The following is a 25,112-nucleotide window of genomic DNA, read 5'->3' as shown; positions in this document are numbered from 1 at the left end:
CAGCGCCCTGAATAACGTTGACAGCGCCCTCTCGAATGCTCACCGCACTCGGGAGGGCGCTGTCAGCGTGAGGGAGAGCGCCGTCACCGGGCGACGGGCTGCCGGTCGGGGTTGCTAGTCGGCGCTCAGAAATGCTTGCAGGGCAGCCGAATACATCGGTACGTCGGCGGCGCCCATCATCTCCCGGGCACTGTGCATCGCCAACTGGGGCGCACCGACGTCGATGGTCATCAGACCGGTGCGGGTGGCGGTGATGGGGCCGATCGTCGAACCACAGGGCAGGTCGGCGCGATGGATGTAGCGCTGCATCGGCACCCCGGCGGTGTCGCAGGCGAGGGCGAAGATGGCCTCCCCCACCGCATCCGAGGCGTAGCGCAGATTCTGATTCACCTTGAGCACCGGACCGCCGTTGATCGCGATGCGGTGTGACGGTTCGTGCCGCTCCGGATGATTGGGGTGGGTGGCATGCGCCATGTCCCCGGACACGCAGACACTCGAGGCCATCGCCTGCAGGTAGTCGGCACGGGTTCCGCCGCGCGTCAACACGATTCGTTCGAGGGTCGTCGCCAGGAAGTCCGACGCGGCGCCCCGTTCGGACCCGCTGCCGACCTCTTCGTGATCGAACAACGCCAGCACCCGGGTGTGGATCGACGGCGCACCGTCGAGCAACGCGCGCAGCCCGGCGTAACAGGTCCCCTGATTGTCCAGGCGGGGCGCGCTGAGCAAGTCGCGATCGGCACCGATCAGTCCCGACGGCGCGATGTCGTGGGTCATCAGTTCCCAGCCGAGCAACGACTCCGGTTCGATACCGGCGTATTCGGCCACCCACTTCAGCACACTCGGCACGTCGTCGCCGATCCCCCAGATGCCGTCGACGTGACGCTGCGGATCCGGTGTGACACCCTTGCGGTCGGCGGAGAGGTGGATCGCCAACTGCGGCACCCGCACCACCGGTTCGGTCACGTGAACCAGCGTGTGCGCCACGGTGTTTCCCGATCGGTACGCCAGCCGCCCGGACAGCCCGAGGTCACGGTCCAGCCACGAGTTCAGCCACGCCCCGCCGTACGGTTCGAGCGCGATCATCGCGACGCCCGCACTCATCCGATCCGGGTGCTGCTTGAGTCGCAGGTTGGGGCTGTCGGTGTGGCCGCCGACGATGCGGAAGTCGTTGCCGTCACCGAGATCCCACGCGATGATCGAGCCACCGCGGATGACGTAGAACTTCCGATCCGGTGACGGGATCGACGCGTCCTGCTCGGTGAGCCACTCGTGTTCCTCGAACAACCGCCGAAAACCCGCCTCCTCCAACGTCTTCGCGACGGTGGCACAGACGTGGAAGGGTGACGGCGAGGCGTCGATGAACTCGCCGAGCCCGCCGGCGGTGGCCGAGGTGGACAGACTCATGCGCGGCGACTCATGCGGCCGAGAGCACCGCGTCGATGGCCGAGTAGAACATCCCCAGACCGTCGTCGCTCGGGCCGGTCAGGGCCTCGGTGGCGTGCTCGGGGTGCGGCATCAGCCCGACGATGCGGCCGTCGGGGCTGCTGATCCCGGCGATGTCGAGCGCGGAACCGTTGGGATTGCCGCCCGCGTAGGTGAAGACGATGAGGCCCTCCCCCTCGAGTTCCTCGAGTTTGCGTTGCGGGGCGACGTAGCGGCCCTCACCGGACTTCAGTGGGATGAGGATCTCCGCGCCCCGCTCGAACCGCGAACTCCAGGCGGTGGTGGTCGATTCCACCCGCAGCCACTGATCGCGGCAGATGAAGTGCAAGCCCTCATTGCGGGTCAGGGCGCCGGGCAGCAGACCGGCCTCGCACAGCACCTGGAATCCGTTGCAGATGCCGAGCACCGGCATGCCCTTGCCCGCGGCCTCGATGACCGAACCCATGACGGGCGCGAACTTCGCGATGGCGCCGGCGCGCAGGTAGTCGCCGTAGGAGAAGCCGCCCGGCACGATGACCGCGTCGACCCCCTTCAGGTCGGCGTCGCCGTGCCACAGGTCGACGGCCTCGGCGCCGGCGAGGCGGACCGCGCGGGCCGCGTCGACGTCATCGAGGGTGCCCGGGAAGGTGATGACCCCAATACGTGCGCTCATCTGCTCCCGACCTACTCCGAGACCCGGGAGACGCTGAAGTTCTCGATGACCGTGTTGGTCAGCAGTTCCTCGGCGATCCGCTCCAGGGTCACGTCGTCGACGCTGTCGTCGACCTCGAGTTCGAATCGCTTGCCCTGCCGGACGTCACCGATCCCGCTGAATCCCAGGCGCCCCAGTGCACCGACGATCGCCTGACCCTGCGGATCGAGGATCTCGGCCTTGGGCATCACGTCGACCACCACTCGTGCCATCGGCAATTGCTCCCATTCGGTATGTCCATGTGTCGCGTCGGAAAATGGACTTTGGCTGATCACGGGCTACCTTACCGGCATCACGGGCGCCCGCTCGCCCCGACCGGCGTCGGTCTACAGCGCCGCTTCGATGGCCTCGATCACCTCGGGGGCGGTCGGTTCGGTGCGCGGGCGGAACCGTGCGGTGACCTCACCGTCGGCGCCGACGACGAACTTCTCGAAGTTCCACTGGATGTCGCCGGCCTCGCCCTCGGCGTCGGTGGCCTGGGTCAGTTCGGCGTAGAGCGGATGGCGGTCGTCTCCGTTGACGTCGGTCTTTGCCAACAGCGGAAAGGTCACGCCGTAGTTCGTGGAGCAGAAGGTGGCGATCTCCTCCGGGCTGCCCGGCTCCTGTCCCATGAACTGGTTGCAGGGCACACCGACGACGGTGAGCCCGCGATCGGCGTACTTCTCGGCGATCTCTTCGAGACCCGTGTACTGCGGGGTGAGACCGCATTTGCTGGCGACGTTGACCACCAGCAGCGGGCCGTCGAAGTCCGACAGCGACAGCGCCGATCCGTCGAGGGCGGTGACCGGGATGTTCTTGACGTTGCTCATGCCATCCGAGCGTAGTCGCACTATGACCGAGCTCACCATTATTTGCGTTGGTGCGATAGTTGCGTCCCCGTTACTATTTCCCGGTGTCTTCCTCAGTCGATTCCGCGTGTGGCGCGCTCCGCGACTTCCTGGATCGATTGACCTGTCTCGGCAAGACGGCCGCCATGGATGATCTCGCCACCACCGACCTCACCCTCAGCCAGATCCGAACGCTGTTCGTGACCGGTGACGCCGAGGAACCGATGTCGGTGCACGAGATCGCCGATGCGATCGGTTTGTCGGTGGCCGCCACCGGCCGCACCGTCGACCGGCTGGTCAAGTCGGGATTCGTCGACCGCCGCGAAGATCCCGACGACCGTCGGGTCAAACGGGTCAGCCTCACCGCCGAGGGCCGCGCACTGATCGACAAGCAGTTGACCGTCCAGCAGGGCGTGCTCCGCACCTTCGTCGCCGGCTTGCCCTCCGAACACCAGGCCGCCCTGATCGCGGCACTCCGACCGATCGTCGACGCCGACGTCGACTACTTCGACCTCTCCCCCATCGACTCTTCCACTCGCAAGCAGAAAGTCACCTCATGACGACATCCTCCACCGGAGGTCATCTCCATTCCGGACCGCCGGACACCGGGCTCGACAAGCATGTGCTGAAGATCGCCGGCGTCGTCGTGCTCGGCGCCATCATGTCGATCCTCGACGTCACCGTGGTGTCGGTGGCGCAGAACACCTTCCAGGAAACCTTCGACACCGACGCCGCCGGCGCCGCCTGGACGATGACCGGCTACACCCTGGCGCTGGCCGCGGTGATCCCGCTGTCGAGCTGGGCCGCAGCACGTTTCGGCACCAAGAAGGTGTATCTGACGTCGCTGCTGCTGTTCCTGCTCGGCTCCGCCCTGTGCGCGGTCGCCTGGAACATCGGATCGCTGGTCGCCTTCCGCGTGGTCCAGGGTCTCGGCGGTGGTCTGCTGATGCCGATCGGCATGATGATCCTCACCAAGGCCGCCGGTCCCGAGCGGGTCGGTTCGGTGATGGCCGTCCTCGGTATCCCGATGCTGCTCGGCCCCATCGGTGGCCCCATCCTCGGTGGCCTGCTCATCGAGAAGGCCAGCTGGCACTGGGTGTTCCTGATCAACGTCCCGATCGGTCTGGTTGCCCTCGTCTATGCGTGGCTGGTGCTGCGTGATGACGAGGAGACCTCCCGCCCGAGTATCGACATCGTCGGATTGCTGTTGCTCTCACCGGGTCTGGCACTGTTCCTCTACGGCATCTCCTCGTCCACCGAGGCCGGCACGTTCATCGACGCCAAGGTCCTCACGATCACCATCATCGGTTTACTGCTGATCATCGGGTTCGTGTTCCACGCCCTGCGCTCCAAGAATCCGCTGCTGGACCTGCGTCTGTTCAAGAACAAGACCCTGGCCATCGCCGTCATCACGATGACGACGTTCATGATCGCCTTCTTCGGTGCGGCACTGCTCTATCCGCAGTACTTCATCGGTGTGCGCGGCGAGTCCACCCTGATGGCCGGACTGCTGCTGGCACCGCAGGGACTCGGCGCGATGATCACGATGCCGATCGCCGGTCGCCTCACCGACAAGATGGGCCCCGGCAAGTTCGTCCTCGCCGGTATCGTGCTGATCTTCTGCGGCATGGGCTATTTCGTCTTCCTCGGCCCCGACACCCCGTACTGGGCACTGTGCATCGCGCTGTTCGTGCAGGGTCTGGGCATGGGTATGACGATGATGCCGATCATGTCCGCCGCGCTGGCCACCCTGAACAACAAGCAGGTCCCGGACGGTTCGACCCTGATGAACGTCGTTCAGCAGTCGGCGTCGTCGATCGGTACCGCGGTGATCTCGGTGGTCTTGGCCACCCTGTTCAAGGCACATCCGGAGTCGCTCATCGCGATCAGCAGCAACGCCGCCCCGGACAAGTACGAGGCGGGTGTGCAGGCCGGGCAGTTGCCCCCGGAACCGCCGCAGCAGTGGTTCGAGTGGGCCGCGAATGCGTTCGGCACCACCTTCATCATCGCCACCGTCCTGGTCGCGGTGACCCTCATCCCGGCGTTCTTCCTGCCCCGCAAGAAGATCGCCTCCCCGCTGGTCGAAGAGGACATGGATCGTCCGGCACCGACGATGTTGCACTGACGCTCCGCGTCGGGTTGCACTGACGCTCCGCGTCGGGTTGCACTGACGCTCTGCGTCGCACGATGCCCCGCACCCGTTCTCGGGTGCGGGGCATCGCCCGCTTGTCGCGATGAGTTTCGGTAAAAGTCGTGGTAGATCTACCGCTCGGGGCCGGTCGGGCCCTCTTCTCCGATCTGGAGCAATCAGTGCGCCTCGAGCGCGTCACCACGGCCGTGTTCCGTGGCGGAATCGTGGCGCACACCATGGTTCCGGTGTCAGATGCCGCCGACTGACACCCGAACACCGCCGGACGCACATACAGATGGGATGAATAGCGGGACTCACGTCAATAATTGTCGCGAGTCCCCTGAGCCATCCCGGTTATATGAGGTCCTCTCCCACTCAGACCGTGTGACCGCACCGGTCTGCTGCAGGATCCACGCGATCTCGAAGGCCACTTCCTCCCACTGCTTGTACCGGCCGGACACGCCGCCGTGACCGGCCGACATCTCCGTCTTGAGCAGGATGAGATTGTCCGAGGTGCTCAGATCCTGTAGCCGGGCAACCCATTTGGCCGCCTCGGTGAACAGCACACGGGTGTCGTTGAGCGAGGTCTGCGCGAGAATCGGCGGATAGGACAGGGCGGTGATCAGATGCCGCCGACTGACACCCGAACACCGCCGGACGCACATACAGATGGGACGAATAGCGGGACTCACGTCAATAATTGTCGTGAGTCCCCTGAGCCATCCCGGTTATATGAGGTCCTCTCCCACTCAGACCGAGACCGCACCGGTCTGCTGCAGGATCCAGGCGATCTCGAAGGCGACTTCCTCCCACTGCTTGTACCGGCCGGACACGCCGCCGTGGCCGGCCGACATCTCCGTCTTGAGCAGGATGAGATTGTCCGATGTACTCAGATCCTGCAGCCGGGCAACCCATTTCGCTGCCTCGGTGAACAGCACACGGGTGTCGTTGAGCGAGGTCTGCGCGAGAATCGGCGGATAGGGCAGGGCGGTGACGTTCTCATACGGCGAGTACGACTTCATGTACTCGTAGACCACCGGGTCGTGCAGCGGGTCCCCCCACTCATCCCATTCGATGACCGTCAACGGCAGCGACGGATCGAGGATCGAGTTCAGCGCGTCGACGAACGGCACCGATGCGAGGATGCCGTTGAACAGTTCCGGCGCCAGATTGGCGACTGCCCCCATCAGCAGCCCGCCGGCCGAACCACCTTCGGCCACCATCTGTTTCGGGGTCGTCCAGCCACGTTCGACCAGATGCCGCCCGGAGTCCACGAAGTCGGTGAAGGTGTTCTTCTTGGTGAGGGTCTTGCCGGTCTCATACCAGTGGCGACCCATCTCGCCGCCACCACGGATATGGGCCAGGACGAAGACGACGCCACGGTCGAGCATCGACAATCGAGACACCGAGAAACCCGGATCGAAACTCGCCTCGTACGAACCGTATCCGTACAGCAGGAGCGGAGCCGGAGAGGCCCCGTCCTCGCCGGGCGCGGCGACATCCTTGCGTCGCACGATCGACAGCGGGATCCGGGTTCCGTCGGCGGCCGTGGCCCATTCCCGGGACTGCACATAGTCATCGACGTCGAAATCACCGAGCACCGGCTGCCGTTTGAGCAGCACGCGCTCGCCGGTGGTGACGTCGAGTTCGAACAACTCCGACGGTTCGATGAAGCTGCCGTAGCCGAAACGCAGCCGCGGCGTAGCCCATTCACGGTTACCGGCCAGGCCCAGGGAGAACAGTTCCTGGGCGACGGCGACCTCGATGAAGTCCTCGGCCACCGGAATGCCGTCGATGCGACGGAGGTCGGCGATCGACACCCGGGGCAGTGCATCCGCGCGGTAACTCAGCACCAGGTAGTCGCGGAAGGCGTCGATGTCCTCGATCCGGATGCCGCGTCGGTGCCCGATGAACTCGGTGCGCACCGACGGATCGTCGACCGGCGCGATGTCGATGGCGAAGTCCTCGCTCTTCTCACCGCCCCGTTCATCGTTGTGCACGATGAGGAAGTAGTCCTTACCACCGATCTCGGCGTGTTCGACGTTGTACTCGACACCGTCGACTCGTGGTGCGACGCTGCGGAATTCGCCGGTCGGATCGTCGGCGGCGAGGACGAAGCACTCGGAGGTGATCTTGGACCCGACGGCGATCATCAGGTACTTGTCACTGCGGGTGGTACCCATGCCGACCCAGTAGCGTTCGTCGGGTTCGTAGAACACCTTGACGTCGGGGGTGGAGGTCCCGATGTCGTGGCGCCACACCGTGTCCGGACGCCACGCGTCGTCGACGGTCTGATAGAAGACGTGGCGGGTGTCGGCCGACCAGACCGCGCCGCCGGCGGTGTCGGCGATGGTGTCGGGCAGCAACTCACCGGTGCGAAGATCCTTGAACCGCAGGGTGTATCGCTCGTCGCCGACGACGTCGGTGCTGTAGGCGAGCCAGTTGCCGTCGTGGCTGACGGTCAGGGCGCCCAACGAGAAAAAGTCGTATCCCTCGGCTTCGGCGTTCGCGTCGAGCAGTACCTCTTCGCCGGGCAGGGGCGCGTCGTCGGACACCTCCGGGGGTGTCCAGTCGTCGGCGTCGACGATCGGGCAACGGCAATGCGTCGCATATTGTTTGCCCTCGTGGGTGCGCCCGTAGTACCAGTATCCGCCGCGTCGCGACGGTACCGACATGTCGGTTTCCTTGGTGCGGGAACGGATCTCACCGAAGATGTCGGCTCGCAGTCCGGCCAGTTGTGCGGTGTGTTTCTCGGTGAACTCGTTCTGCGCCGCCAAGAAGGCGATCACCTCGAGATCGTCCTTGTCGCGCAACCACTCGTAGTTGTCGATCACGGTGTCGCCGTGGTGCGTGCGTTCCTGGGGAACCTTCTTCGCCGCCGGAGCGCCGTTGCGGCCGGTGCCGGTCGACGATGCTGCGTCGCTCACTGAACTCCTATCCTTGCGGCCAGTCGGCGAAGGACTTCTGCGAAATCCATTCGTAGGCCTCGATGTAGCGTGCCCGGGTGCGTGCCACCACGTCGTCGGGCAGTGCGGGTGGGGTGGTGTCGGAGGCGCGGTCCCAGCCGGATTCCGGTGAGGTCAGCCAGTTGCGGACGATCTGCTTGTCGAAGCTCGGCTGGACCTGGCCGGGGGTGTAGCCGGCCGCCTCCCAGTACCGCGACGAATCGGGGGTGAGCACCTCGTCGGCGAGGACGAGGGTGCCGTCGGCGTCCTGGCCGAACTCGAACTTGGTATCGGCGAGGATGATTCCGCGGTCGGTGGCGATCGCGGCACCCCGCGAGTAGATGTCGAGGGTGGCCGTGCGAAGCGCGGTGGCGAGGTCGTCCCCGACCGTCGCCGCCACCGCCTCGAAGCTGATGTTCTCGTCGTGATCGCCCTGCTCGGCCTTGGTGGCCGGGGTGAAGATCGGTTCGGGCAGCCGGTGGGCCTCGTCGAGCCCCTCGGGCAGCTCGACCCCGCACACCGAGCCGGTGGCCCGGTAGTCGATGAGTCCGGAGCCGGTGAGGTACCCGCGGGCCACGCATTCCACCGGGACCATCGGAAGTTTGCGCACCACCATGGAGCGGCCCACCGCACCCTCCGGGATGCGTTCGTCGGTGGGTCCGCCGGCGAGGTGGTTGGGCACCCCGAGGGCGTCGAACCAGAAGAAACTCATCGCGGTGAGGATGCGTCCCTTGTCGGGGATGGTCGGGGTCAGGATGTGGTCGTACGCCGAGATCCGGTCGCTGGCCACCATGAGCAGGGTGTCGTCGTCGATCTGGTAGATCTCGCGCACCTTGCCCGAGGCGATGTGGGTGTACGAGTCGAGTGCCGGCCGCATGGCTTCTCACCTTAGAGGTATGACAGGCTGACCCGCATGGCCGGGCCGCACGTCACCATCACCTACTGCACTCAATGCAACTGGCTGCTGCGCGCGAGCTGGATGGCGAGTGAACTGCTGAACACCTTCGGTGCCGACCTCGGCTCGGTGACCCTGGTACCCGGAACCGGCGGCATCTTCGTCATCGACGTCGACGGCACACAGCTCTGGGAACGGAAAACCGACGGCGGATTCCCCGACGCCGCCGAACTCAAACGCCGGCTGCGGGACGCCGCCCTGCCGGACTGGCGGTTGGGGCATTCGGAGGGGAGCAGTTCCGCACCGGAGGCCTGACATCCGACGCAGCGCTCCTCGACGCGGTGCCTGCGCACTCACGCTCCCGGTGCAATGACCGCGCGAAGGAACAGGTGCCGCGTGACGAAGCAGTGACCGCGGCGGCACCGTCGAGCAGCGCCACTCGCCCTACAGAATCGGCGCCGGGCTATAAGCCGCAGCCTCCGGATACTCTCCGATGATCTTCTCCGCGGCGGCGATCACGTCGGCCACCTGCCGGCCGGCCGCTCCGACGAAGGCTTCCTTGTCCTCGAGCAGGGCGTCGAGCTGCGCGCGGTCGAGCGGGATGCGGTCGTCGGCGGCGAGGCGATCGAGCAGGTCGGGTTCGCGACCCTCCTCACGCATCGCCAGGGCCACGGCGACGGCGTTCTCCTTGATCGCCTCGTGGGCGGCCTCGCGGCCGACCCCGGCGCGCACCGACGCCATCAGCACCTTGGTGGTGGCCAGGAACGGCAGGTAACGGTCGAGCTCGTTGGCGATCACGGCCGGATAGGCACCGAACTCGGCGAGGACGGTCAGGAAGGTCTCCATCAGGCCGTCGATGGCGAAGAAGGCGTCAGGCAGTGCGACGCGGCGCACCACCGAGCAGAAGACGTCCCCCTCGTTCCACTGGGCGCCGGCGAGTTCGGCGGCCATCGAGGCGTAGCCGCGCAGCACCACCTGCAGTCCGTTCACGCGTTCGCAGGAGCGGGTGTTCATCTTGTGCGGCATCGCCGACGACCCCACCTGCCCCGGCTGGAAACCCTCGGTGACCAGCTCGTGGCCGGCCATCAGGCGGATGGTGTGGGCGAACGACGACGGCCCGGCGGCCACCTGCACCAACGCGGAGACCACGTCGTGGTCGAGTGACCGCGGGTAGATCTGGCCGACCGAGGTCAACGACCGCGCAAATCCGAGGTGCCCGGCCACCCGCGATTCGAGGTCGGCGAGTTTGCCTGCGTCACCGTCGAGCAGGTCGAGCATGTCCTGGCTGGTGCCCATCGGCCCCTTGATGCCGCGCAACGGATAGCGGTCGATCAGCTCGGAGAGCCGGGTGAGCGCGATCATCAGTTCGTCGGCGGCCGACGCGAATCGCTTGCCCAGGGTGGTGGCCTGCGCGGCGACGTTGTGGCTGCGTCCGGCCATCACCACCGTCGAGTACTCCGCGGCCCGCTCGACGAGGCGTGCGAGCACCGCGACACCGTGGGCGTGCACGTACCGCAGGGACTGCAGGATCTGCAGCTGCTCGACGTTCTCGGTGAGGTCGCGGCTGGTCATCCCCTTGTGGATCTGCTCATGCCCGGCCAGGGCGTTGAACTCCTCGATGCGCGCCTTCACATCGTGGCGGGTGACGCGTTCGCGGTCGGCGATCGATGCGAGGTCGATGTCGTCGACGACCCGCTCGTAATCGGCGATGGCCGTCTCGGGTACGTCGATGCCGAGGTCGCGCTGGGCCCGCAGCACGGCGATCCAGAGGCGGCGTTCGGCCGCGATCTTGTTGGTCGCCGACCAGATCTCGACGAGATCGGCGGATGCGTAGCGGCTCGCGAGGACATTGCTGATGACGGGTTTCGGCACGTCAACAGTCTAGTGTCTGGTGTTTGGTATGTGGTTTCTGGTGTCGACGCCGCGATCAGCGGAAACCGCGAGCGCAGTGCTGCACTACAGGGCGAGCACGGCGGTGCTAAAGGGCGAAGCACGGCGGTACTAAAGGGCGAAGCACGGCGGTACTAAAGGGCGAAGCACGGCGGTACTAAAGGGCGAAGCACGCCCAGCCCGAGCCGTAGCCCTGATGCACGGGTGCGCTCACGACGGGACCCTTGACGCCGTTCTGCACCGCATAGAGCGTGCGCTTGCCCTGGTGCCGAGGAATCCAGTCGACGGTGGCCACGAGCTGGTGGGCCTGTGCCTTGCCGATGAACAGCGGCTTCTGTCCCTGGCCCTGCTCCCAGAAGTAGACCATTCCGGACGCGTTCACCGGGACGACGAGTTGATAGGTGCAGCCGGTGCCGTAGACGGCCGAGGAGAACGGGACACCCGCATCCACCTGCCCGGACGGGGCCGCCGCCGCCGATCCGGCGCCGATCAAACCGGCCGCGGCCACCGACGCCGCCGCCATCGCCGTCACGGCCCACCGTCGCATCCGATACGTCATACCTTCTCCCATGTCCTCCCCTGACCCGGCCACCGTGCCCGACGACAATCGTTGCTGCTCTTCATCTTCGAGGTGCCAGGATATCGACGACACCGCCGAGTGCCGCGCGTGCGGCCGCGAACGGCGATTCGGCACCGGAGCCCAACGTCCCGACGACCGCACCATCCTCCACCGCGATGAGCCATCGCACCTGCTCCGGCTCCGATCGCCGCCCGGACTTCTCGAGCACCTCGCCGTGCAACGCCGACACGTGTTGCCGACGCTCCTCGACGACCTCACGCAGTCGTGGGTAGCGCGCGGCAAGGGTGATCAACTCGTAGCGGGCCGCGAGTTCCTCGATCGGGGTGTCGACGCCGACGAACACCTCCGACAGCACCTCCGCGGTGGCGCCGACGCCGCGTCGGCGACGGGTCACCGCCGCACCCCGGGCGGCGATCGCCTCGTCGGCGTCCCGCGTCACCTGACGAGCGGCCTCGGCCATCAACTCCTCGAGAGAGGCGAAATAGTAGGTGGTCGATGCCAGCGGCATCTGGGCACGATCGGCCACGGCACGGTGCCGGACGGCGTCGAAACCGCCCTCGAGCAGCAGGGAACCGGCAGCCTCGATGAGTTGAGACCGTCGCCTCGTCCCCTTCGGTGTGGCTGCCGATGTCATGGCGACCATGCTGCCAGGGTGATCTGCGCCACTGCGCCCTTTTCGTGGATCCGCGCCTCGATCCGCGGCCCGCGCAACGTCCCGGACGCCGGTCGGTTGATCACCCGACAGCCGGTCCGCGGCGGGTCCACGCGCATTAGCGTGAGCGGCATGCATCTGGACGGTTTGCGCGCGGTGGCCGATTGCGGCGCCTGGTACGCGCGGCTTCGACGCGACATGTTCGACGCCTTCCTGGCACGCGAACTGAGCGAGTGCACCGCGACATTCACCGGCACGCGGGTCGTCTTCACCTCCGTCGACGACCCGCGGCGCCTCGTCGAGACGCACGCCTCGCTGGTGGCGACGCTGGCCTCCGACGCATCGAGGGCCCGCTGGGGCTGGGCCGTCGACGCGGGTCCGACCGACCTGTCCACCGCGGAGTTGCGCCGGGCCGCAGAACGACTCGGGCTCACCGCGATGTCGGTTCCGGAGATGCCCATCGGGCCGCCGCAGCACCCAACCGGCAACGTCCTCGACACCCTCGGCACGACGCTCGGCGCGGTGGCCGTGCAGCTCCTCGGACGTGGTCCCGACATGTGCGTCGTCCGTCCCGACGGCGGCCGCGACGTGGTCCTGCTGACCGACGTCGCTCTACCCGAACCCACCTTCGCCGACTTCGTCGCGGCCCTGCCGGATCTCCTCGCCGACGTCGAGGTCGGCGATCACCGGGTCGCGGTCCACGGACTCGCCGCACGTCGGGGATGGCACATCCGGTGGCAGACGCCGGGACCGGCCGAGGCCACCCACCGTTTCGACGTCACCGAACCGGGCGCGTCGATGTGCCTGGTCTCCGACGGTCGCGCGGTGACCCCGCTGTGGTTCGATCGCGCCGGTCGCGGGTTGACCGAAGCCGCAGAACTGTCCGCCTGATCGGCCCAGAGCTTCCCGCTCCGCCGCGTTCTCCCCTCGCATGTCCGAGGTACGGGCTTGGGCTTGCCGTTTTGATACCCCTAGGGGTATGTTGGCCACACCCATCCGATACCCCCATGGGTATGCTCGTGAGGAGAGAACGTGGCCACCAGCAAAGAGCTCGACGAATCACCACCGCCGACGGCACCCGAGCCGTCGGGGACGTCGACCCCGACGACATCATCACCCGGCCCGATGGCCCGGCTCGGTCTCTGGACCGCCACCCACCGCGGCTGGGTGTTCGCGGTGTGGGCGATCCTGGTGATCGGACTCGGTGCGGCCGCACCGAGTGTGTTCAGCTCGCTGGCCGGCGCCGGATGGCAGGCCAACGGGTCGGAATCGGTCGCGGTGCGCGATCTCGCCCAGGAGCACTTCGGCGGGAACTCCTCGGCCGCGGTCCAGGTGGTGATCCACTCCGACGACCAGCAGATCTCGAGCCCCGCGGTGCAGCAGGTCATCGCCGAGATCACCGAGGTCGCACACAGTGATTCGCGCTTCGCCGCGGTCGTCGCGCCGCAGCCGGGCATGACGATCAGCCAAGACGAGCACACCGGAGTGGTCATCATCGGCGCGAACGCCGACACCGACGCCATGGTCAAGGCGGTCGACGACCACAAGGAAGCACTGACGGCGTTGTCCGGCAACGGAATCGACGTCTACCCCACCGGGGCGTCGGCGCTGTGGAGTGACTTCAACAAGGCCAACCACGAGGCAATGATCAAGGCGGAGATGTTCTCCTGGCCGATCACCCTGGCGATCATGGTCGTCGCATTCGGTTCCCTGGTCGCAGCCGGACTTCCGTTGCTGCTCACCATCGCCGGGCTGGTCGCCTCGGCCGGCGGTCTGGTCCTGTTGAACACCGTCACACCGATCTCGGTGTGGGCCATGAACTTTGCCATGATGTTCGCCCTCGCCCTGGGAATCGACTACGCGCTGTTCATGGTGTCGCGGTTCCGTGCGGCGATGGTCTATCACGACACCCCGAAGCACGCGACCGCCGAGACGATGGACACCGCGGGTAAGGCGGTTCTGCTGTCGGGCCTGACGGTCCTGGTCAGCCTGTCGACGGTGCTACTGGTTCCCGCACCCGCGGTGCGCACGATGGCGGTCGGCATCATGCTGGCGGTGATCTTCGTCCTGGCCGCGACGATGACCCTGCTGCCCGCCGTGATGGCGGCCCTGGGCCCGAAGGTCAACGCTGGATCACTGCCGTGGGCCCGCAAGCAACAGCATCGCTCGCACCTGTTCGGCAAGTGGGGTGAACTGCTGCATCGTCATCCGTGGCCGTTCGCCGTCGTCTCGCTGGCCATCCTGATCCTGCTGGCGCTGCCGGTTCTGGGTCTCAAGGTCGCGATGCCGTCGATCAACGTCGTCCCCGAGGACGCCCCGGTGCGCCAGGGCTATGCGATCGTCGCCGAGAACATGGGTCCGGGAGCACCCGGCGCCCTGCAGATCGTCGTGCCGCAGGCCGATGCCGCGGCGACGGCCGCCGCGGCCGCGCAAACCAAGGGCATCGCCATGGTCACCCCGCCCCAGAACGCTACCGACGGTTCCGGATACGCGATGATGCAGGCCATTCCGTCGGTCGATCCGTCGGATGCTTCGATGAACGACATCCTGTCCCGGCTACGCGAGAACGTGCCGGCCGATGCCCTGGTCGGCGGTGCCCCCGCGGAGAACATCGATCTGCAGACAGCGCTGAACGACTGGTTCCCGGTGATCGTCGCGGTGATCCTGACCCTGGGCTTCCTGTTGCTGCTGATCGCACTGCGCGCGCCCGTCATCGCCCTGCTGGGCACCCTGGTCAGCCTGCTGTCGACGGCCGCGGCCTTCGGCGTCGCGAAGCTGATCTTCCAGGACGGCCACGGCGCGGGACTGCTCGGTTTCGAGCCCCAGGGCTTCCTGGACGGCTGGGGTCCGGTGTTCTTCTTCGCGATGATCTTCGCCATCGCCATGGACTACACCGTCTTCCTGCTGGCCACGGCCAAGGAGCACTACGAGAAGTCGGGTGATCCGCGGTCCGCCCAGATCGACGGTCTGGCCTACTCCGGACGCATCATCTTCGCCGCGGCGGCGGTCATGGTGGCGGTGTTCTTCACCTTCGCGTTGGCCGATCCGCTCCCACCGAAGGAGATGGGCATCATCCTGGGTGTGGCGGTGTTGCTCGACGCCACGCTGATCCGCCTGGTACTGCTGCCGGTGCTGCTCCGGATCACCGGACATGGCGCCTGGTGGACCCCGCGCTGGCTCAACCGCATCCTGCCCAACATCTCGTTCAGCCACTGATGCAGAGCGACCGGTAGTCATACCCCAAGGGGTATGATGGATGCAAGTCAGCACGACAGAAAGGTCAGCCAATGGTAGGCGACGACGAAGCAATCGCAGTGGTTCTCAACCGACTGCGCCGGGCACATGGGCAACTCGCCGGTGTGATCTCGATGATCGAAGACGGGCGGGACTGCAAGGACGTGGTCACCCAGCTCGCCGCGGTCTCCAAGGCACTCGACCGCGCCGGTTTCAAGATCGTCGCCACCGGCCTGCGCGAGTGCCTCACCGGTGACGACGCCACCGGTGAGCCCATGACCCAAGAACAGCTTGAGAAACTGTTCCTCGCCCTCGCCTGAGGCGAGCCCATCCAGAGAGTAGGAGTTCCGATGGATATCGCGATCGCCACCACCCTGCCCGACACCGGCTTCGCCGAGGCCGTCGCCCGCACCCGGGAAGCGTTGGCACAACAGGGTTTCGGTGTCCTCACCGAGATCGACGTGACCGCAACGATGAAGAACAAACTCGACGAGGACATCGAGAATTACCTGATTCTCGGTGCGTGCAATCCGCCGCTGGCCCATCGCGCCCTGGGCGCCGACCGGCAGATCGGGTTGCTGCTGCCCTGCAACGTCGTCGTCCGCGACGACACCACCAACCCGGGATCGGTCATCGTCGAGGCGATGAACCCGGATCTGATGGTGCAGTTGCGGGACGCACCCGGACTGCCCGAGGTGGCCGCCGACGCCGCGACCAAGCTGCGTGCGGCGATCGCAACCCTCGACGCCGGGGTTCCGGTGGCCGAAGGGAGCGCCTGACATGTGCTACCCGGTGCGATGTGCGGTTTGCGGCAAGATCACCTGGGACGGCTGCGGCGCACATGTCGACGACGTCCGCGCGACGGTCCCACCGGAGCAGTGGTGCGACGGCCGGCATCAATCCGCCGGAATCGGCGGATAACCACGCGGTCAACGATGTTCGTCGACGGCCGGGGAATCCATCCCCGGCCGTCGACGGCGTCCGGGGTCTGCACGACGTCAACCCGGCGGGAAGGAAGACAGCCAGTGCCTTCGGAGTTGCTGAGCTCTTGTCCCGTTGGGGAGATCCGATCGATCCACGTCCGGTTCCCCGGCGGTACCACGACGAATTCGGTGACCGTCTGCCGCAACTCATGCTCGACAGGTGGCGGGAGATCGGCTTCGCCGGAGTCGTCGACACCTGGCTGAGCGGAATCGAAGTACCCGAAAGTCATCGGGGCAACCATATTCCGCTGTTCCGCAACGCTTTTGGCAAGATCTTCGGCTTCACGCCCGAACTCGGCCCCACGATCACCATCGACCCACTGTCATCGACGATCGTTGCGGAATCACCGTCCCCGCTTCGGGGTCGACGGTGGCTCGACCTCGAACTCGCGCATCGGCGCGCTCGAGGTCCCGACAGTCTCCGCCGTGTGAGCAGGTCGACGCCGACGGTGCCCGGTCGGACGACTACAGCGAGATCCGGCCCTCCAGCGCGGCCAGGCCGATGTCGGTCCGGAAATGGGAACCGGGGAGCTTGATCCCGGCGACCCGATCGTAGGCCTGCGCCCGCGCCGCGGCCAGATCGGCGCCCACCCCGACCACCCCGAGCACACGACCGCCGGCGGAGACGACCTCTCCGTCGGCGTCTCGTTTGGTACCGGCGTGCAAAACTCCCTCGCCGTCGGCACCGGTGATCACGTCGCCGGTGCGCGGCGTCGACGGGTAGTTCTCGGCCGCGATCACCACGACCACCGCGGACCCGTCGGCCCATTCCAGCGGCGGCAGGTCGGCAAGCGTTCCGGAGGCGGTCGCCTTGAGCGCCTGTCCCAGCGGGGATTTCAGCAATGCCAGGACCGCCTGGGTTTCCGGATCGCCGAAACGACAGTTGAATTCGACCACGGCCGGGCCGTCGGCGCCGATCGCCAGGCCGGCATAGAGCAGCCCGCTGAACGGACAGCCTCGTCGCACCATCTCGGCGGCGACCGGCTCGACGACGTCGGTGACGATCTGCCGGGTGACCTCGTCGGGCAGCCACGGCAGCGGCGTATAGGCGCCCATGCCACCGGTGTTGGGTCCGGTGTCACCGTCGCCGACCCGCTTGTGGTCCTGCGCGGGGATCAGCGGGACCACGGTCTCCCCGTCGACGAGACAGAACAGGGAGACCTCGGGACCGTCGAGGAAACTCTCCAGCAGCACCGGGTGCCCACTCTCGAGACATTCGGCGGCATGATCGCGGGCGGCGGCGCGGTCGGCGGTGACCACCACGCCCTTCCCGGCTGCGAGGCCGTCGTCCTTGACCACCCAGGTCGGTCCGAAGCGGTCGAGGGCGGCGTCGAGGTGGGCCGGGTTGTCGACGGTCTCGGCGTGCGCCGTGCGCACCCCGGCAGCGGCCATGACGTCTTTCGCGAAGGCCTTGGAGCCCTCGATCCGGGCCGCCTCCCGGGACGGACCGAATGTAGCGAATCCGTTCTCCCGCAACGCGTCCGCGACGCCGAGCACCAGCGGAACCTCGGGGCCGATGACCACCAGGTCGGCGGCGATCGAGGTGGCCAATGCCACCACATCGTCGGACGAGGTGACATCGACGGTGTGGTTGGTGGCCACCGTCGCCGTACCGGCGTTACCCGGCGCGACATGCAGATCGGTGACCGACGGGTCGTCGGCGAGTCGCAGGAGCAGGGCATGTTCGCGGCCGCCCGAGCCGATCACGAGTACGCGCACGTCCATGACTCTAGCGGCCGGCGTCATTCGACGTCGACGCCGATGGCACGCAAGGTGCGGGCCCGACGCGGCACCCCGGCGATCTCGTCGATCACCGCGATCGACACCGGTGCGAGCGCGATCACCACCACCGCGGCGATCAGCGAGACGCCGGCCGCGGCCATCCACACCCCGGCGACGAGAAGGACCAGGACGCTGACCCCACCGACAACGGTGACCGGCTCGAAGGGCAGCAGGTAGTTGTACAGGGTCAGCATGCCGAGGCAGTAGATGCCCAGCGGCACCGCCACGCAGGCGACCACCGCACCCGGGGAGATGCTGGCCTCGTGCTCGCTCCACAGTGCGGCCACCTCCAATCCGGCTCCGGTGGCCGCCGCCGACATGAAGATGATCAGGTGGCCGTAGCCGAAGCCGAAGCTCTTGTCCCGATGGGCATGGAGGGCGTCGCCGATCGGAACGGTGAAGTAGATCCACCACATGCCGAAGGTCACGACCATCGCCGCGAGTCCGAACACCGCCGCCTCGACCGACCACCCCTGTTCCTCGACGACTGCCTGCAACACCGCGACGGTCGCGACGATCCCCTCACCGAGGGTGATGATCGTCAGCAGGGAGTAGCGCTCGGCAATGTGATGCGGATGCCACGGGGTTGGCTTGACGCGGGTCTCGGCGATCACCGGGCCCATCAGTTCGATGAGTGCACAGACCAGGATCGCCACGATGGTCGGCCACAGTGCGAGAGGGATGATCGCGACGATCACCCAGGCGATCTGTGCGGCGAGCACCGCGGTGGCGTAGGTGAAGCAGGTCTTCCGATACTCGGGACTCTGCAGGCCGGCACGTATCCACTGGGTGAGCAGTCCGACGCGCATCACCACGTAGCCGATGACCAGCACCCTGATGTCGACGTGCTCGTTGTGATCGATCGAGCTGAACACGGGGGCGACGCCCAGTGCCAGGATCGCCACGCCCACCATCTGGATGAGCACGACGCACCGGAAGAACCAGTCGTCGGTGTCGAAGGCCGAGGCGAACCAACTGAAGTTGATCCACGCCCAAATGCCCGCGAAGGTACACAGCACGTAGCCGAAAACCGCGGTGCGGTAGTGCCCTTCGGCGAGGTAGTGGGCCATCTGGGTGCCCGCGAGGGAGAAGATGACCACGAAGACGAGGTCGTAGAACAGTTCCAGACCGGTCGCGGCCCGCTCCTCCTGGAGCGGGTCGCGACCGGTCATGCGGGTGAGACGATGCCCGATTCGAAGTGCCACATCGGCACTTTAGCCAATCACTTCGGGGCGGTCAGGTCGTACAGCGTCACGTTGTCGATGCTCAACGAGGTGAAGTTCTGCTCCACCCATTCGGTGATCTGCGACGAGGTGCCCTCGGATCCGCCGCCCATCATGCCCCGACCGCTGGCGATGAAGTAGTGGATCTTCTTCTCCTCCACCAGTTTCTGGAACTGGGCGAGCGTCGGCGACGGATCGGTCCCGTTGAAGCCGCCGATCGGCATGACGGAGTACCCGGTCTCGAGTTGGTAGCCGGACGCGGTGTTGGACCCGACCGCAGCGGCCACCCAGGTGAACTGGTCGGCGTTGCGCTGCAAGGTCGCGACCATCTCGGCGCTGGGCTTCGAGCCCATCAGGAGGCCGCCGGCCGGGCCGTTCATGCCGCCCATACCGGTGTAGCCGCCGCCCTGGCCCGTTGCACCGGGCATCTGACCGCCGGGCATCTGGCCGCCGGGCATCTGACCCTGGCCGAGCCCGCCGGGTGTCTGACCCTGGCCGCCCTGGCCACCCTGACCACCGGGCGTGCCGGGCATCTGACCCCCGTTCTGTTGACCACCGTTCTGTTGGCCCCCGTTCTGCCGGTTACCGCCACGTCCGGGGCCGCCGAAGCCGCCCGGGCCGCCGCCTTGGACGGTCGGCCCGGCCGAGATGATCGACCCTTGTTTGGCGGTGGTGATGGTGTCGACGGTGTAGGCCAGCGGTCCGGCGAGCGCGGCGATGAGTGACAGCGACACCGCGACCGCACCGAGGTAGGCGCGATGCGCGATGAGCATGACCGCACCGCCGACGAGACCGAGGAACAGCACGATCCACCGCAGCCACGGAACGAAGTCCGACGAGCGGTCGAGCAGGACGAATCCCCAGATGGCGGCGAACCAGACCGCCGCCGCGAGCAGAATTCGCACCCAGAGGGTGTCGCGGGCGCGCCAGGCCACGGCACCGCCACCGGCGAGCACGGCGGCGACCGCCGGCGCCAGTGCCGCGGTGTAGTAGCTGTGGAAGATACCGGCCATGAAGCTGAAGACGGCCATCGTCACGATCAGCCACAGGCCCCAGACCGACAGGTAGGCGCGGCGCATGTCGGTACGCGCGGCGCGACCGATGATCACCAATGCCCCGATGCCGAGTATCAACGCACTCGGGATCAGCCAGGCGATCTGTCCGCCCTGGGCCGGTTCGAACATCCGCAGAATGCCTGTCTCGCCCCACATTCCGCCGCCCGGACCGCCCCGGCCACCCGGACCACCGGGGAAATACCCACCGGGACCGCCCATTCCGCCCATTCCGTCGGCGTAGGCACCGTACCCGCGGTTACCGCCACCGGGCATGACACTGCCGCGTTCGTTTCCGTTGAGCCGGCCGAAACCGTTGTATCCCAACGTGAGTTCCAGGATCGAGTTGTTCTGCGAGCCACCGATCCACGGGCGCGACGATGCCGGCCACAACTCGACCGTGAGAATCCACCAGCCGGCGGACACGATCATCGCGGCGAGGGCGGCCAACAGATGCCACACCCGCTTGAGCCAGCCGCCCGGCCCGAATGCCAGATACGTCAGCGCCAGCGGCGGCACGATCAGCATCACCTGCAATTGCTTTGTGAGAAAACCGAATCCGACGAAGACGCCGGTCAGGATCATCCAGCGCAGGCGGCCGTCCTCACAGGCCCGCAGGCATGCCCAGACCGCCGCCACCATCAGCAGGACCAGCAGGGCCTCGGGATTGTTGAAGCGGAACATCATCGCCGCCACCGGCGTCAACGCCAGTACGACACCGGCGAGGATGCCCGCCCAGTGCCCGAGATAGCGTCGGGTCATCCAGTAGAGCAACGCGACCGCCGCCACACCCATCAGGGCGTTGGGCACCAGCATCGCCCAGCTGTTGAGGCCGAAGATCCGTACGGAGATACCCGGAATCCACAGCGACGCAGGCGGTTTGTCGACGGTGATGGAGTTCGCCATGTCCGACGAGCCGAAGAACCAGGCCTTCCACGACTGCGAGCCGGCCTGGATGGCGGCGGCGTAGAACGAGTTGGCCCAGCCGTTGATCGACAGGTTCCAGAGATTGATCAGCGCGGTGCCGACGATCAATGCGCCCAGTGACAACCACTTCCACAGGGCGGGCGGATCGGCCGGCACCGAAACAGGGCCACGGCCCCGGGAGGAATTCTCCGGGGCCGCGGCATCTTCGGTGACGTCTGCCGATTCGATTGTGTCGGTGGAATTGTCGGGCTCTTCGGGTGAATCGGGGTGACTCATCATCTCTCTCACTGGGCCGGTTGCGGCGTGTGGCGGTGCATGTGTGATCGGAAGACCCACCGTAGCCCGACGAAACGGGTGGCGGTGGCAACGAGATTCGCGATCACCAGGACGAGCAGTTCGATGTGTTTGCCGGCGTCGGGCGCGAAGTAGTGCAATGCGACGAGCGAGAGCGACGTGACCGCCCATCCGAACAGGAAGACGCCGAAGCCGAAGAACTGGTGCTTGACCGCATCCTCGCGTCCACGGACGCCGAAGCTGAACCGGCGGTTGGCCGCGGTGTTGGCGATGGCCGTCACCGCGAGTGCGACGAAGTTCGACACCTGTGCGCCCAGAAATGAATGCAGGAGCAGGTAGAGGACGGCGTAGGCGACGGTGGAGGCGACACCGACGACGCAGAACCGGGCGAGCTGACCGACCATGCCGTGCGGGACCCCGTCGAGGGCGGGGCCGGGGGCACGTTCGCGACCGATGGTGGCGCGCAGTTCGGCGATCGGCAGCCGACCGGTGCTCAGCGCATAGCCGACACGCGCGCATCCCTTGAGATCCTCGACTGCGGTGGAGACGATGTCGACGGTGCTGTTCGGGTCGTCGACCCAGTCGACGGGAACCTCCGCGATGCGCAGTCCGATCCGTTCGGCGAGTACGAGCAACTCGGTGTCGAAGAACCAGCCGGTGTCCTCGACGTAGGGCAGCACCTGCCGGCCGATGTCGGTGCGCATGGCCTTGAATCCGCACTGGGCGTCGGAGAACTTCGCCCGCATGGTGGTCCGCAGGATGAGGTTGTAGGAGCGGGAGATGAATTCCCGCTTGGGGCCGCGGACGACGCGGGAGTCCCTCGACAGCCGGGTGCCGATGGCGACGTCGGAGTGTCCGGAGATCAGCGGCGCGATCAGCGGCATCAACGCGTTGAGGTCGGTGGACAGGTCGACGTCGCAGTAAGCGACGATCTGTGCGTCGCTGCGGCTCCACACGGCCTTGAGTGCCCGGCCGCGGCCCTTCTCGTCGAGGTGCGCGACGCGGATGCCGTCGAGTTCGTCGGCGATATGGGATGCGATCGCGACGGTCGAGTCGGTGCTCGCGTTGTCGGCGACGGTGATCCGCGCGGCGAACGGCATGTTGACGCGGAGATGCTCGTGCAGACGATGCAGGCACTCGGCGATGTCGGCTTCCTCGTTGTACACGGGGACGACGATGTCGAGGACCGGAGCGGGTGCGGAGCTGTCGGCGACCACCGTGATCGGGGCGGCGGCCTGCGGAAGCGCTTCTGTGGTCATGGCTACAAGCTTGGTCTGGCCCGCTGGGGCCATTCTGCGCCGAAGCTGCCAGTCTCCTGTGAGCCGCCACCAGCTTCGAACGGCGCCCGAGATGCCCGATCCACGCAGGTCAGGGCGATGTCGGAGCATGACGATAGATTAGGCGCATGTCGGGAACCGCACTGTCTGATACCGCCGCTGCCATCGCGGATGCCGTGATCACCAGCCTCGCCGGTCCGGGCGCGCGCTTGCGGGACGACCAACTCGAGGCGATCACCGCGCTGACCACCCGGCCGGCGGCCCGGGTGCTGGTGGTGCAGGCGACCGGGTGGGGGAAGTCGGCGGTGTACTGGGTGGCGACCGCGATTCTGCGGCGGGATTCGGCGGGCGGGCCGACTCTGCCCGGCGCCGAGAGCGCAGCGAGCGGGCCGACTCTCATCGTTTCGCCGCTGTTGTCGTTGATGCGTGATCAGGTGGCGGCGGCGGGGCGGGCAGGGTTGACGGCGGCGACGCTGAACTCGTCGAATATCGACGAGTGGGATGAGATCGAGGCGTCGTTGCGGGCGGGTGAGATCGACGTGTTGCTGGTGTCGCCGGAGCGGCTGGCCAATCCCGGTTTCGGGCGGCGGGTGCTCGACGCGATGGCCGGGCGCCTGGGGTTGCTGGTGATCGACGAGGCTCATGCCATCTCCGATTGGGGGCACGATTTCCGGCCCGACTATCGGCGTGTGTCGGATGTGCTGCAGTCGCTGAATCCGGTGACGCCGGTGCTGGCCACCACGGCCACCGCCAACGAGCGGGTCACCGCGGATGTGGCCGCGCAGCTCGGCGGGCAGACGTTGGTGCTGCGCGGTTCCCTCGCGCGGAAGTCGTTGCACCTGAACGTGATCGACGGACTGTCACCGATTCAGCGGTACGGCTGGGTGGCGCAGTATCTGCCGGAGTTGCCGGGGTCGGGCATCGTGTACGTGCTCACCGTCGCCGACGCCGATCGCCTCGTCGGCGCCATCCGCGCGGTGCACGGTGACGATTACCCGGTCGCGGCCTACACCGGGCAACTCGAGGGCGATACCCGTCATCGTCTCGAAGATGCGTTGTTGCGCAACGAGATCAAGGCGCTGGTGGCCACCTCGGCGTTGGGGATGGGGTATGACAAACCCGATCTGGGGTTCGTCGTCCATGTGGGATCGCCGCCGTCGCCGGTGTCGTACTACCAGCAGGTGGGTCGTGCCGGGCGTGCGCTCGACGACGCAGTGGTGATGCTGCTCGCCTCGGCCACCGACGCGCGGATCTGGGAGCACTTCGCCACCTCGACGATTCCGGAGCCGACGCGGATGGCGGCGGTGTTGGACGCGTTGAACTCGTCGCCCGAACCGATGAGCGTGGTGGCGTTGGAAGCGCAGACCGGTCAGCGTCGTGGCCGGATCGAGTTGATGCTCAAGCAACTCGCGGTCGACGGCGCAACCGAACGTGGCCCGGACGGGTGGTCGGCGACGGGGCGGGAGTGGACCTTCGACGCCGCGCACTATGACGGTGTGCTGGCCGTCCGCCGCCGCGAGGCCGACATCATGCGGGACTACGTGGCGGGCCGGCGCTGCCTCATGCAGTTGCTCACCGAGTCACTCGACGATCCGGCGGCCGAGCCGTGTGGCCGGTGCTCGGTGTGCCTGGGTCATCTCACCGACCCGCTTGCCGCGGATGTCGACGACACCGTGATCCGGTCGATCACCGCCTCGCTGCGGCGGGCGGCCCAGGTGCTCGAGCCACGCAAGATGTGGCCGGCCAAGAACGACTTCGGTCGGCGCGGACGGATCGCGGCGGCTGTCGCGGCCGAGCCCGGGCGGGTACTGGCGCACGCCGACGCGCCCGAATGGACGGATCTGTTGGCCGCGGCCCGCGATCATGACGAGCAGGCGGTGGCCGATCTGGGCGATGCGGCGGTCGCCACGCTGGCGGCGTGGGGTCGCGAATCGGGTCTGCGCCCGGAGGTCATCTGCTCACTGCGCCTGGGCGGCACCTCCCTGGCCGAGGACGTCGCGGCGTACCTGTGCCGCGTCGGGAAGCGCGACGGCACGGCGTTGCCGGTTCGCCTGGGCGACCCGCCACCGCGCGATGCCCCCGGCACCGTCGAGGCGGGGTACTGGCATGACCATCTCGGGCCGGCGCCCGCCGAGGTGGCCGGCCGTTCGGTGTTGCTCGTCGTCGACGAGTCCCGCTCCGGTTGGGCGATCACCCTGGCGGCCGCGCTGCTCCGGGAGTCCGGCGCAACGGCGGTGTTGCCGTTGCTGATTCACCGGACCGTATAGCGCACCGCTGGCAGCGCTC

At 67.0% G+C, this 25,112-nt stretch carries 22 protein-coding genes and 1 pseudogene; 9 read left to right on the top strand and 14 right to left on the bottom strand.

Annotated features, from left to right (window positions below; translation table 11 throughout):
- Nucleotides 1-114 precede the first annotated feature (114 nt).
- The 4 genes from ABLE92_RS10175 to ABLE92_RS10160 form a co-directional block, all read right to left on the bottom strand.
- Nucleotides 115-1,404 (bottom strand): M18 family aminopeptidase, encoded by a 1,290-nt coding sequence (locus tag ABLE92_RS10175; protein ID WP_348804638.1) that lies wholly within the window; start codon nucleotides 1,402-1,404, stop codon nucleotides 115-117.
- Between the two features lie 10 nt (nucleotides 1,405-1,414).
- Nucleotides 1,415-2,095 (bottom strand): phosphoribosylformylglycinamidine synthase subunit PurQ, encoded by a 681-nt coding sequence (purQ, locus tag ABLE92_RS10170; protein ID WP_348804637.1) that lies wholly within the window; start codon nucleotides 2,093-2,095, stop codon nucleotides 1,415-1,417.
- Between the two features lie 11 nt (nucleotides 2,096-2,106).
- Nucleotides 2,107-2,346, bottom strand: coding sequence for a phosphoribosylformylglycinamidine synthase subunit PurS (purS, locus tag ABLE92_RS10165; protein ID WP_348804636.1), 240 nt, complete (start codon nucleotides 2,344-2,346; stop codon nucleotides 2,107-2,109).
- A 114-nt stretch (nucleotides 2,347-2,460) separates the two neighbouring features.
- Nucleotides 2,461-2,943, bottom strand: a complete 483-nt coding sequence (locus ABLE92_RS10160) for a glutathione peroxidase (RefSeq protein WP_348804635.1) — start codon at nucleotides 2,941-2,943, stop codon at nucleotides 2,461-2,463.
- Nucleotides 2,944-3,026: 83 nt separating this feature from the next.
- Between ABLE92_RS10160 and ABLE92_RS10155 the strand changes: the two genes are divergently transcribed.
- Both ABLE92_RS10155 and ABLE92_RS10150 read left to right on the top strand, forming a co-directional pair.
- Nucleotides 3,027-3,521 (top strand): MarR family winged helix-turn-helix transcriptional regulator, encoded by a 495-nt coding sequence (locus ABLE92_RS10155; RefSeq protein WP_348804634.1) that lies wholly within the window; start codon nucleotides 3,027-3,029, stop codon nucleotides 3,519-3,521.
- On the top strand, nucleotides 3,518-5,086 hold the full coding sequence (locus ABLE92_RS10150; RefSeq protein WP_348804633.1) for a DHA2 family efflux MFS transporter permease subunit: 1,569 nt from the start codon (nucleotides 3,518-3,520) through the stop codon (nucleotides 5,084-5,086). The genes ABLE92_RS10155 and ABLE92_RS10150 overlap by 4 nt, the downstream gene beginning before the upstream one ends.
- Before the next feature lie 320 nt (nucleotides 5,087-5,406).
- Here the strand turns inward: ABLE92_RS10150 and ABLE92_RS10145 are convergent.
- The 3 genes and pseudogenes from ABLE92_RS10145 to ABLE92_RS10135 form a co-directional block, all read right to left on the bottom strand.
- A pseudogene (locus tag ABLE92_RS10145) lies at nucleotides 5,407-5,715 on the bottom strand (prolyl oligopeptidase family serine peptidase); the annotation flags it as partial.
- Between the two features lie 126 nt (nucleotides 5,716-5,841).
- Nucleotides 5,842-8,019, bottom strand: coding sequence for a S9 family peptidase (locus tag ABLE92_RS10140; protein WP_348804632.1), 2,178 nt, complete (start codon nucleotides 8,017-8,019; stop codon nucleotides 5,842-5,844).
- Between the two features lie 7 nt (nucleotides 8,020-8,026).
- The gene (locus tag ABLE92_RS10135) at nucleotides 8,027-8,914 is read right to left on the bottom strand and encodes a phosphoribosylaminoimidazolesuccinocarboxamide synthase (protein WP_348804631.1); all 888 of its coding nucleotides are present in this window, start codon (nucleotides 8,912-8,914) and stop codon (nucleotides 8,027-8,029) included.
- 36 nt (nucleotides 8,915-8,950) lie between these two features.
- On the opposite strand from ABLE92_RS10135, the gene ABLE92_RS10130 reads away from it, so the two are divergent.
- Nucleotides 8,951-9,247, top strand: coding sequence for an Rdx family protein (locus ABLE92_RS10130; RefSeq protein ID WP_348804630.1), 297 nt, complete (start codon nucleotides 8,951-8,953; stop codon nucleotides 9,245-9,247).
- A gap of 129 nt (nucleotides 9,248-9,376) precedes the next feature.
- Here the strand turns inward: ABLE92_RS10130 and purB are convergent, their stop codons facing one another.
- The 3 genes from purB to ABLE92_RS10115 all read right to left on the bottom strand — a co-directional run bounded on the left by purB (nucleotide 9,377) and on the right by ABLE92_RS10115 (nucleotide 12,045).
- Complete coding sequence (gene purB, locus ABLE92_RS10125) at nucleotides 9,377-10,804, bottom strand: adenylosuccinate lyase (protein ID WP_348804629.1); 1,428 nt, start codon at nucleotides 10,802-10,804, stop codon at nucleotides 9,377-9,379.
- 175 nt (nucleotides 10,805-10,979) lie between these two features.
- The gene (locus tag ABLE92_RS10120; protein ID WP_348804628.1) at nucleotides 10,980-11,381 is read right to left on the bottom strand and encodes a hypothetical protein; all 402 of its coding nucleotides are present in this window, start codon (nucleotides 11,379-11,381) and stop codon (nucleotides 10,980-10,982) included.
- A 61-nt stretch (nucleotides 11,382-11,442) separates the two neighbouring features.
- Entirely contained in the window at nucleotides 11,443-12,045 is a 603-nt protein-coding gene (locus ABLE92_RS10115; protein ID WP_348804627.1) for a TetR/AcrR family transcriptional regulator, read from the bottom strand.
- Nucleotides 12,046-12,186: 141 nt separating this feature from the next.
- Here ABLE92_RS10115 and ABLE92_RS10110 point away from each other — a divergent pair, with 141 nt between their 5' ends.
- The 5 genes from ABLE92_RS10110 (at nucleotide 12,187) to ABLE92_RS26145 (ending at nucleotide 16,209) form a co-directional block, all read left to right on the top strand.
- Complete coding sequence (locus ABLE92_RS10110; protein ID WP_348804626.1) at nucleotides 12,187-12,945, top strand: DUF6882 domain-containing protein; 759 nt, start codon at nucleotides 12,187-12,189, stop codon at nucleotides 12,943-12,945.
- A 234-nt stretch (nucleotides 12,946-13,179) separates the two neighbouring features.
- A complete protein-coding gene (locus ABLE92_RS10105) occupies nucleotides 13,180-15,270 on the top strand; it encodes an MMPL family transporter (RefSeq protein ID WP_348804879.1) in 2,091 nt (696 codons plus the stop codon).
- A 71-nt stretch (nucleotides 15,271-15,341) separates the two neighbouring features.
- The gene (locus tag ABLE92_RS10100) at nucleotides 15,342-15,608 is read left to right on the top strand and encodes a metal-sensitive transcriptional regulator (protein ID WP_348804625.1); all 267 of its coding nucleotides are present in this window, start codon (nucleotides 15,342-15,344) and stop codon (nucleotides 15,606-15,608) included.
- A 30-nt stretch (nucleotides 15,609-15,638) separates the two neighbouring features.
- Entirely contained in the window at nucleotides 15,639-16,067 is a 429-nt protein-coding gene (locus ABLE92_RS10095) for a DUF302 domain-containing protein (protein WP_348804624.1), read from the top strand.
- A 1-nt stretch (nucleotide 16,068) separates the two neighbouring features.
- On the top strand, nucleotides 16,069-16,209 hold the full coding sequence (locus ABLE92_RS26145; protein WP_496560790.1) for a DUF8730 family Cys-rich protein: 141 nt from the start codon (nucleotides 16,069-16,071) through the stop codon (nucleotides 16,207-16,209).
- Between the two features lie 527 nt (nucleotides 16,210-16,736).
- Here ABLE92_RS26145 and purD read toward each other — a convergent pair.
- Genes purD through ABLE92_RS10075 form a run of 4 tightly spaced genes read right to left on the bottom strand, consistent with a single transcriptional unit; the run spans nucleotide 16,737 to nucleotide 22,808 of the window.
- Complete coding sequence (gene purD / locus ABLE92_RS10090) at nucleotides 16,737-17,990, bottom strand: phosphoribosylamine--glycine ligase (protein ID WP_348804623.1); 1,254 nt, start codon at nucleotides 17,988-17,990, stop codon at nucleotides 16,737-16,739.
- 23 nt (nucleotides 17,991-18,013) lie between these two features.
- Entirely contained in the window at nucleotides 18,014-19,225 is a 1,212-nt protein-coding gene (locus ABLE92_RS10085; RefSeq protein WP_348804878.1) for a low temperature requirement protein A, read from the bottom strand.
- Between the two features lie 50 nt (nucleotides 19,226-19,275).
- Entirely contained in the window at nucleotides 19,276-21,531 is a 2,256-nt protein-coding gene (locus ABLE92_RS10080; protein ID WP_496560791.1) for an ArnT family glycosyltransferase, read from the bottom strand.
- An 8-nt stretch (nucleotides 21,532-21,539) separates the two neighbouring features.
- Complete coding sequence (locus ABLE92_RS10075) at nucleotides 21,540-22,808, bottom strand: bifunctional glycosyltransferase family 2/GtrA family protein (RefSeq protein WP_348804621.1); 1,269 nt, start codon at nucleotides 22,806-22,808, stop codon at nucleotides 21,540-21,542.
- A 146-nt stretch (nucleotides 22,809-22,954) separates the two neighbouring features.
- Here ABLE92_RS10075 and ABLE92_RS10070 point away from each other — a divergent pair, with 146 nt between their 5' ends.
- Nucleotides 22,955-25,093 (top strand): RecQ family ATP-dependent DNA helicase, encoded by a 2,139-nt coding sequence (locus ABLE92_RS10070; protein WP_348804620.1) that lies wholly within the window; start codon nucleotides 22,955-22,957, stop codon nucleotides 25,091-25,093.
- Nucleotides 25,094-25,112: the final 19 nt, after the last annotated feature.

The sequence above is a fragment of the Gordonia oleivorans genome, assembly GCF_040044975.1.
Lineage (GTDB): Bacteria > Actinomycetota > Actinomycetes > Mycobacteriales > Mycobacteriaceae > Gordonia > Gordonia oleivorans.
Note: the sequence above shows the minus strand (reverse complement) of the source record. Positions and strands in the feature narration are given on the sequence as shown.

Coding starts and splice junctions, on each gene's coding strand:
- purQ (WP_348804637.1), bottom strand. CDS start 2,095: ATGAGCGCACGTATTGGGGTCATCACCTTCCCGGGCACCCTCGATGAC.
- ABLE92_RS10120 (WP_348804628.1), bottom strand. CDS start 11,381: ATGACGTATCGGATGCGACGGTGGGCCGTGACGGCGATGGCGGCGGCG.
- ABLE92_RS10110 (WP_348804626.1), top strand. CDS start 12,187: ATGCATCTGGACGGTTTGCGCGCGGTGGCCGATTGCGGCGCCTGGTAC.
- ABLE92_RS10075 (WP_348804621.1), bottom strand. CDS start 22,808: ATGACCACAGAAGCGCTTCCGCAGGCCGCCGCCCCGATCACGGTGGTC.
- ABLE92_RS10095 (WP_348804624.1), top strand. CDS start 15,639: ATGGATATCGCGATCGCCACCACCCTGCCCGACACCGGCTTCGCCGAG.
- ABLE92_RS10070 (WP_348804620.1), top strand. CDS start 22,955: ATGTCGGGAACCGCACTGTCTGATACCGCCGCTGCCATCGCGGATGCC.
- ABLE92_RS10130 (WP_348804630.1), top strand. CDS start 8,951: ATGGCCGGGCCGCACGTCACCATCACCTACTGCACTCAATGCAACTGG.
- ABLE92_RS10150 (WP_348804633.1), top strand. CDS start 3,518: ATGACGACATCCTCCACCGGAGGTCATCTCCATTCCGGACCGCCGGAC.
- ABLE92_RS10080 (WP_496560791.1), bottom strand. CDS start 21,531: ATGAGTCACCCCGATTCACCCGAAGAGCCCGACAATTCCACCGACACA.
- ABLE92_RS10160 (WP_348804635.1), bottom strand. CDS start 2,943: ATGAGCAACGTCAAGAACATCCCGGTCACCGCCCTCGACGGATCGGCG.
- ABLE92_RS10115 (WP_348804627.1), bottom strand. CDS start 12,045: ATGGTCGCCATGACATCGGCAGCCACACCGAAGGGGACGAGGCGACGG.
- ABLE92_RS10100 (WP_348804625.1), top strand. CDS start 15,342: ATGGTAGGCGACGACGAAGCAATCGCAGTGGTTCTCAACCGACTGCGC.
- ABLE92_RS10175 (WP_348804638.1), bottom strand. CDS start 1,404: ATGAGTCTGTCCACCTCGGCCACCGCCGGCGGGCTCGGCGAGTTCATC.
- ABLE92_RS10135 (WP_348804631.1), bottom strand. CDS start 8,914: ATGCGGCCGGCACTCGACTCGTACACCCACATCGCCTCGGGCAAGGTG.
- purS (WP_348804636.1), bottom strand. CDS start 2,346: ATGGCACGAGTGGTGGTCGACGTGATGCCCAAGGCCGAGATCCTCGAT.
- ABLE92_RS26145 (WP_496560790.1), top strand. CDS start 16,069: ATGTGCTACCCGGTGCGATGTGCGGTTTGCGGCAAGATCACCTGGGAC.
- ABLE92_RS10085 (WP_348804878.1), bottom strand. CDS start 19,225: ATGACCGGTCGCGACCCGCTCCAGGAGGAGCGGGCCGCGACCGGTCTG.
- ABLE92_RS10105 (WP_348804879.1), top strand. CDS start 13,180: ATGGCCCGGCTCGGTCTCTGGACCGCCACCCACCGCGGCTGGGTGTTC.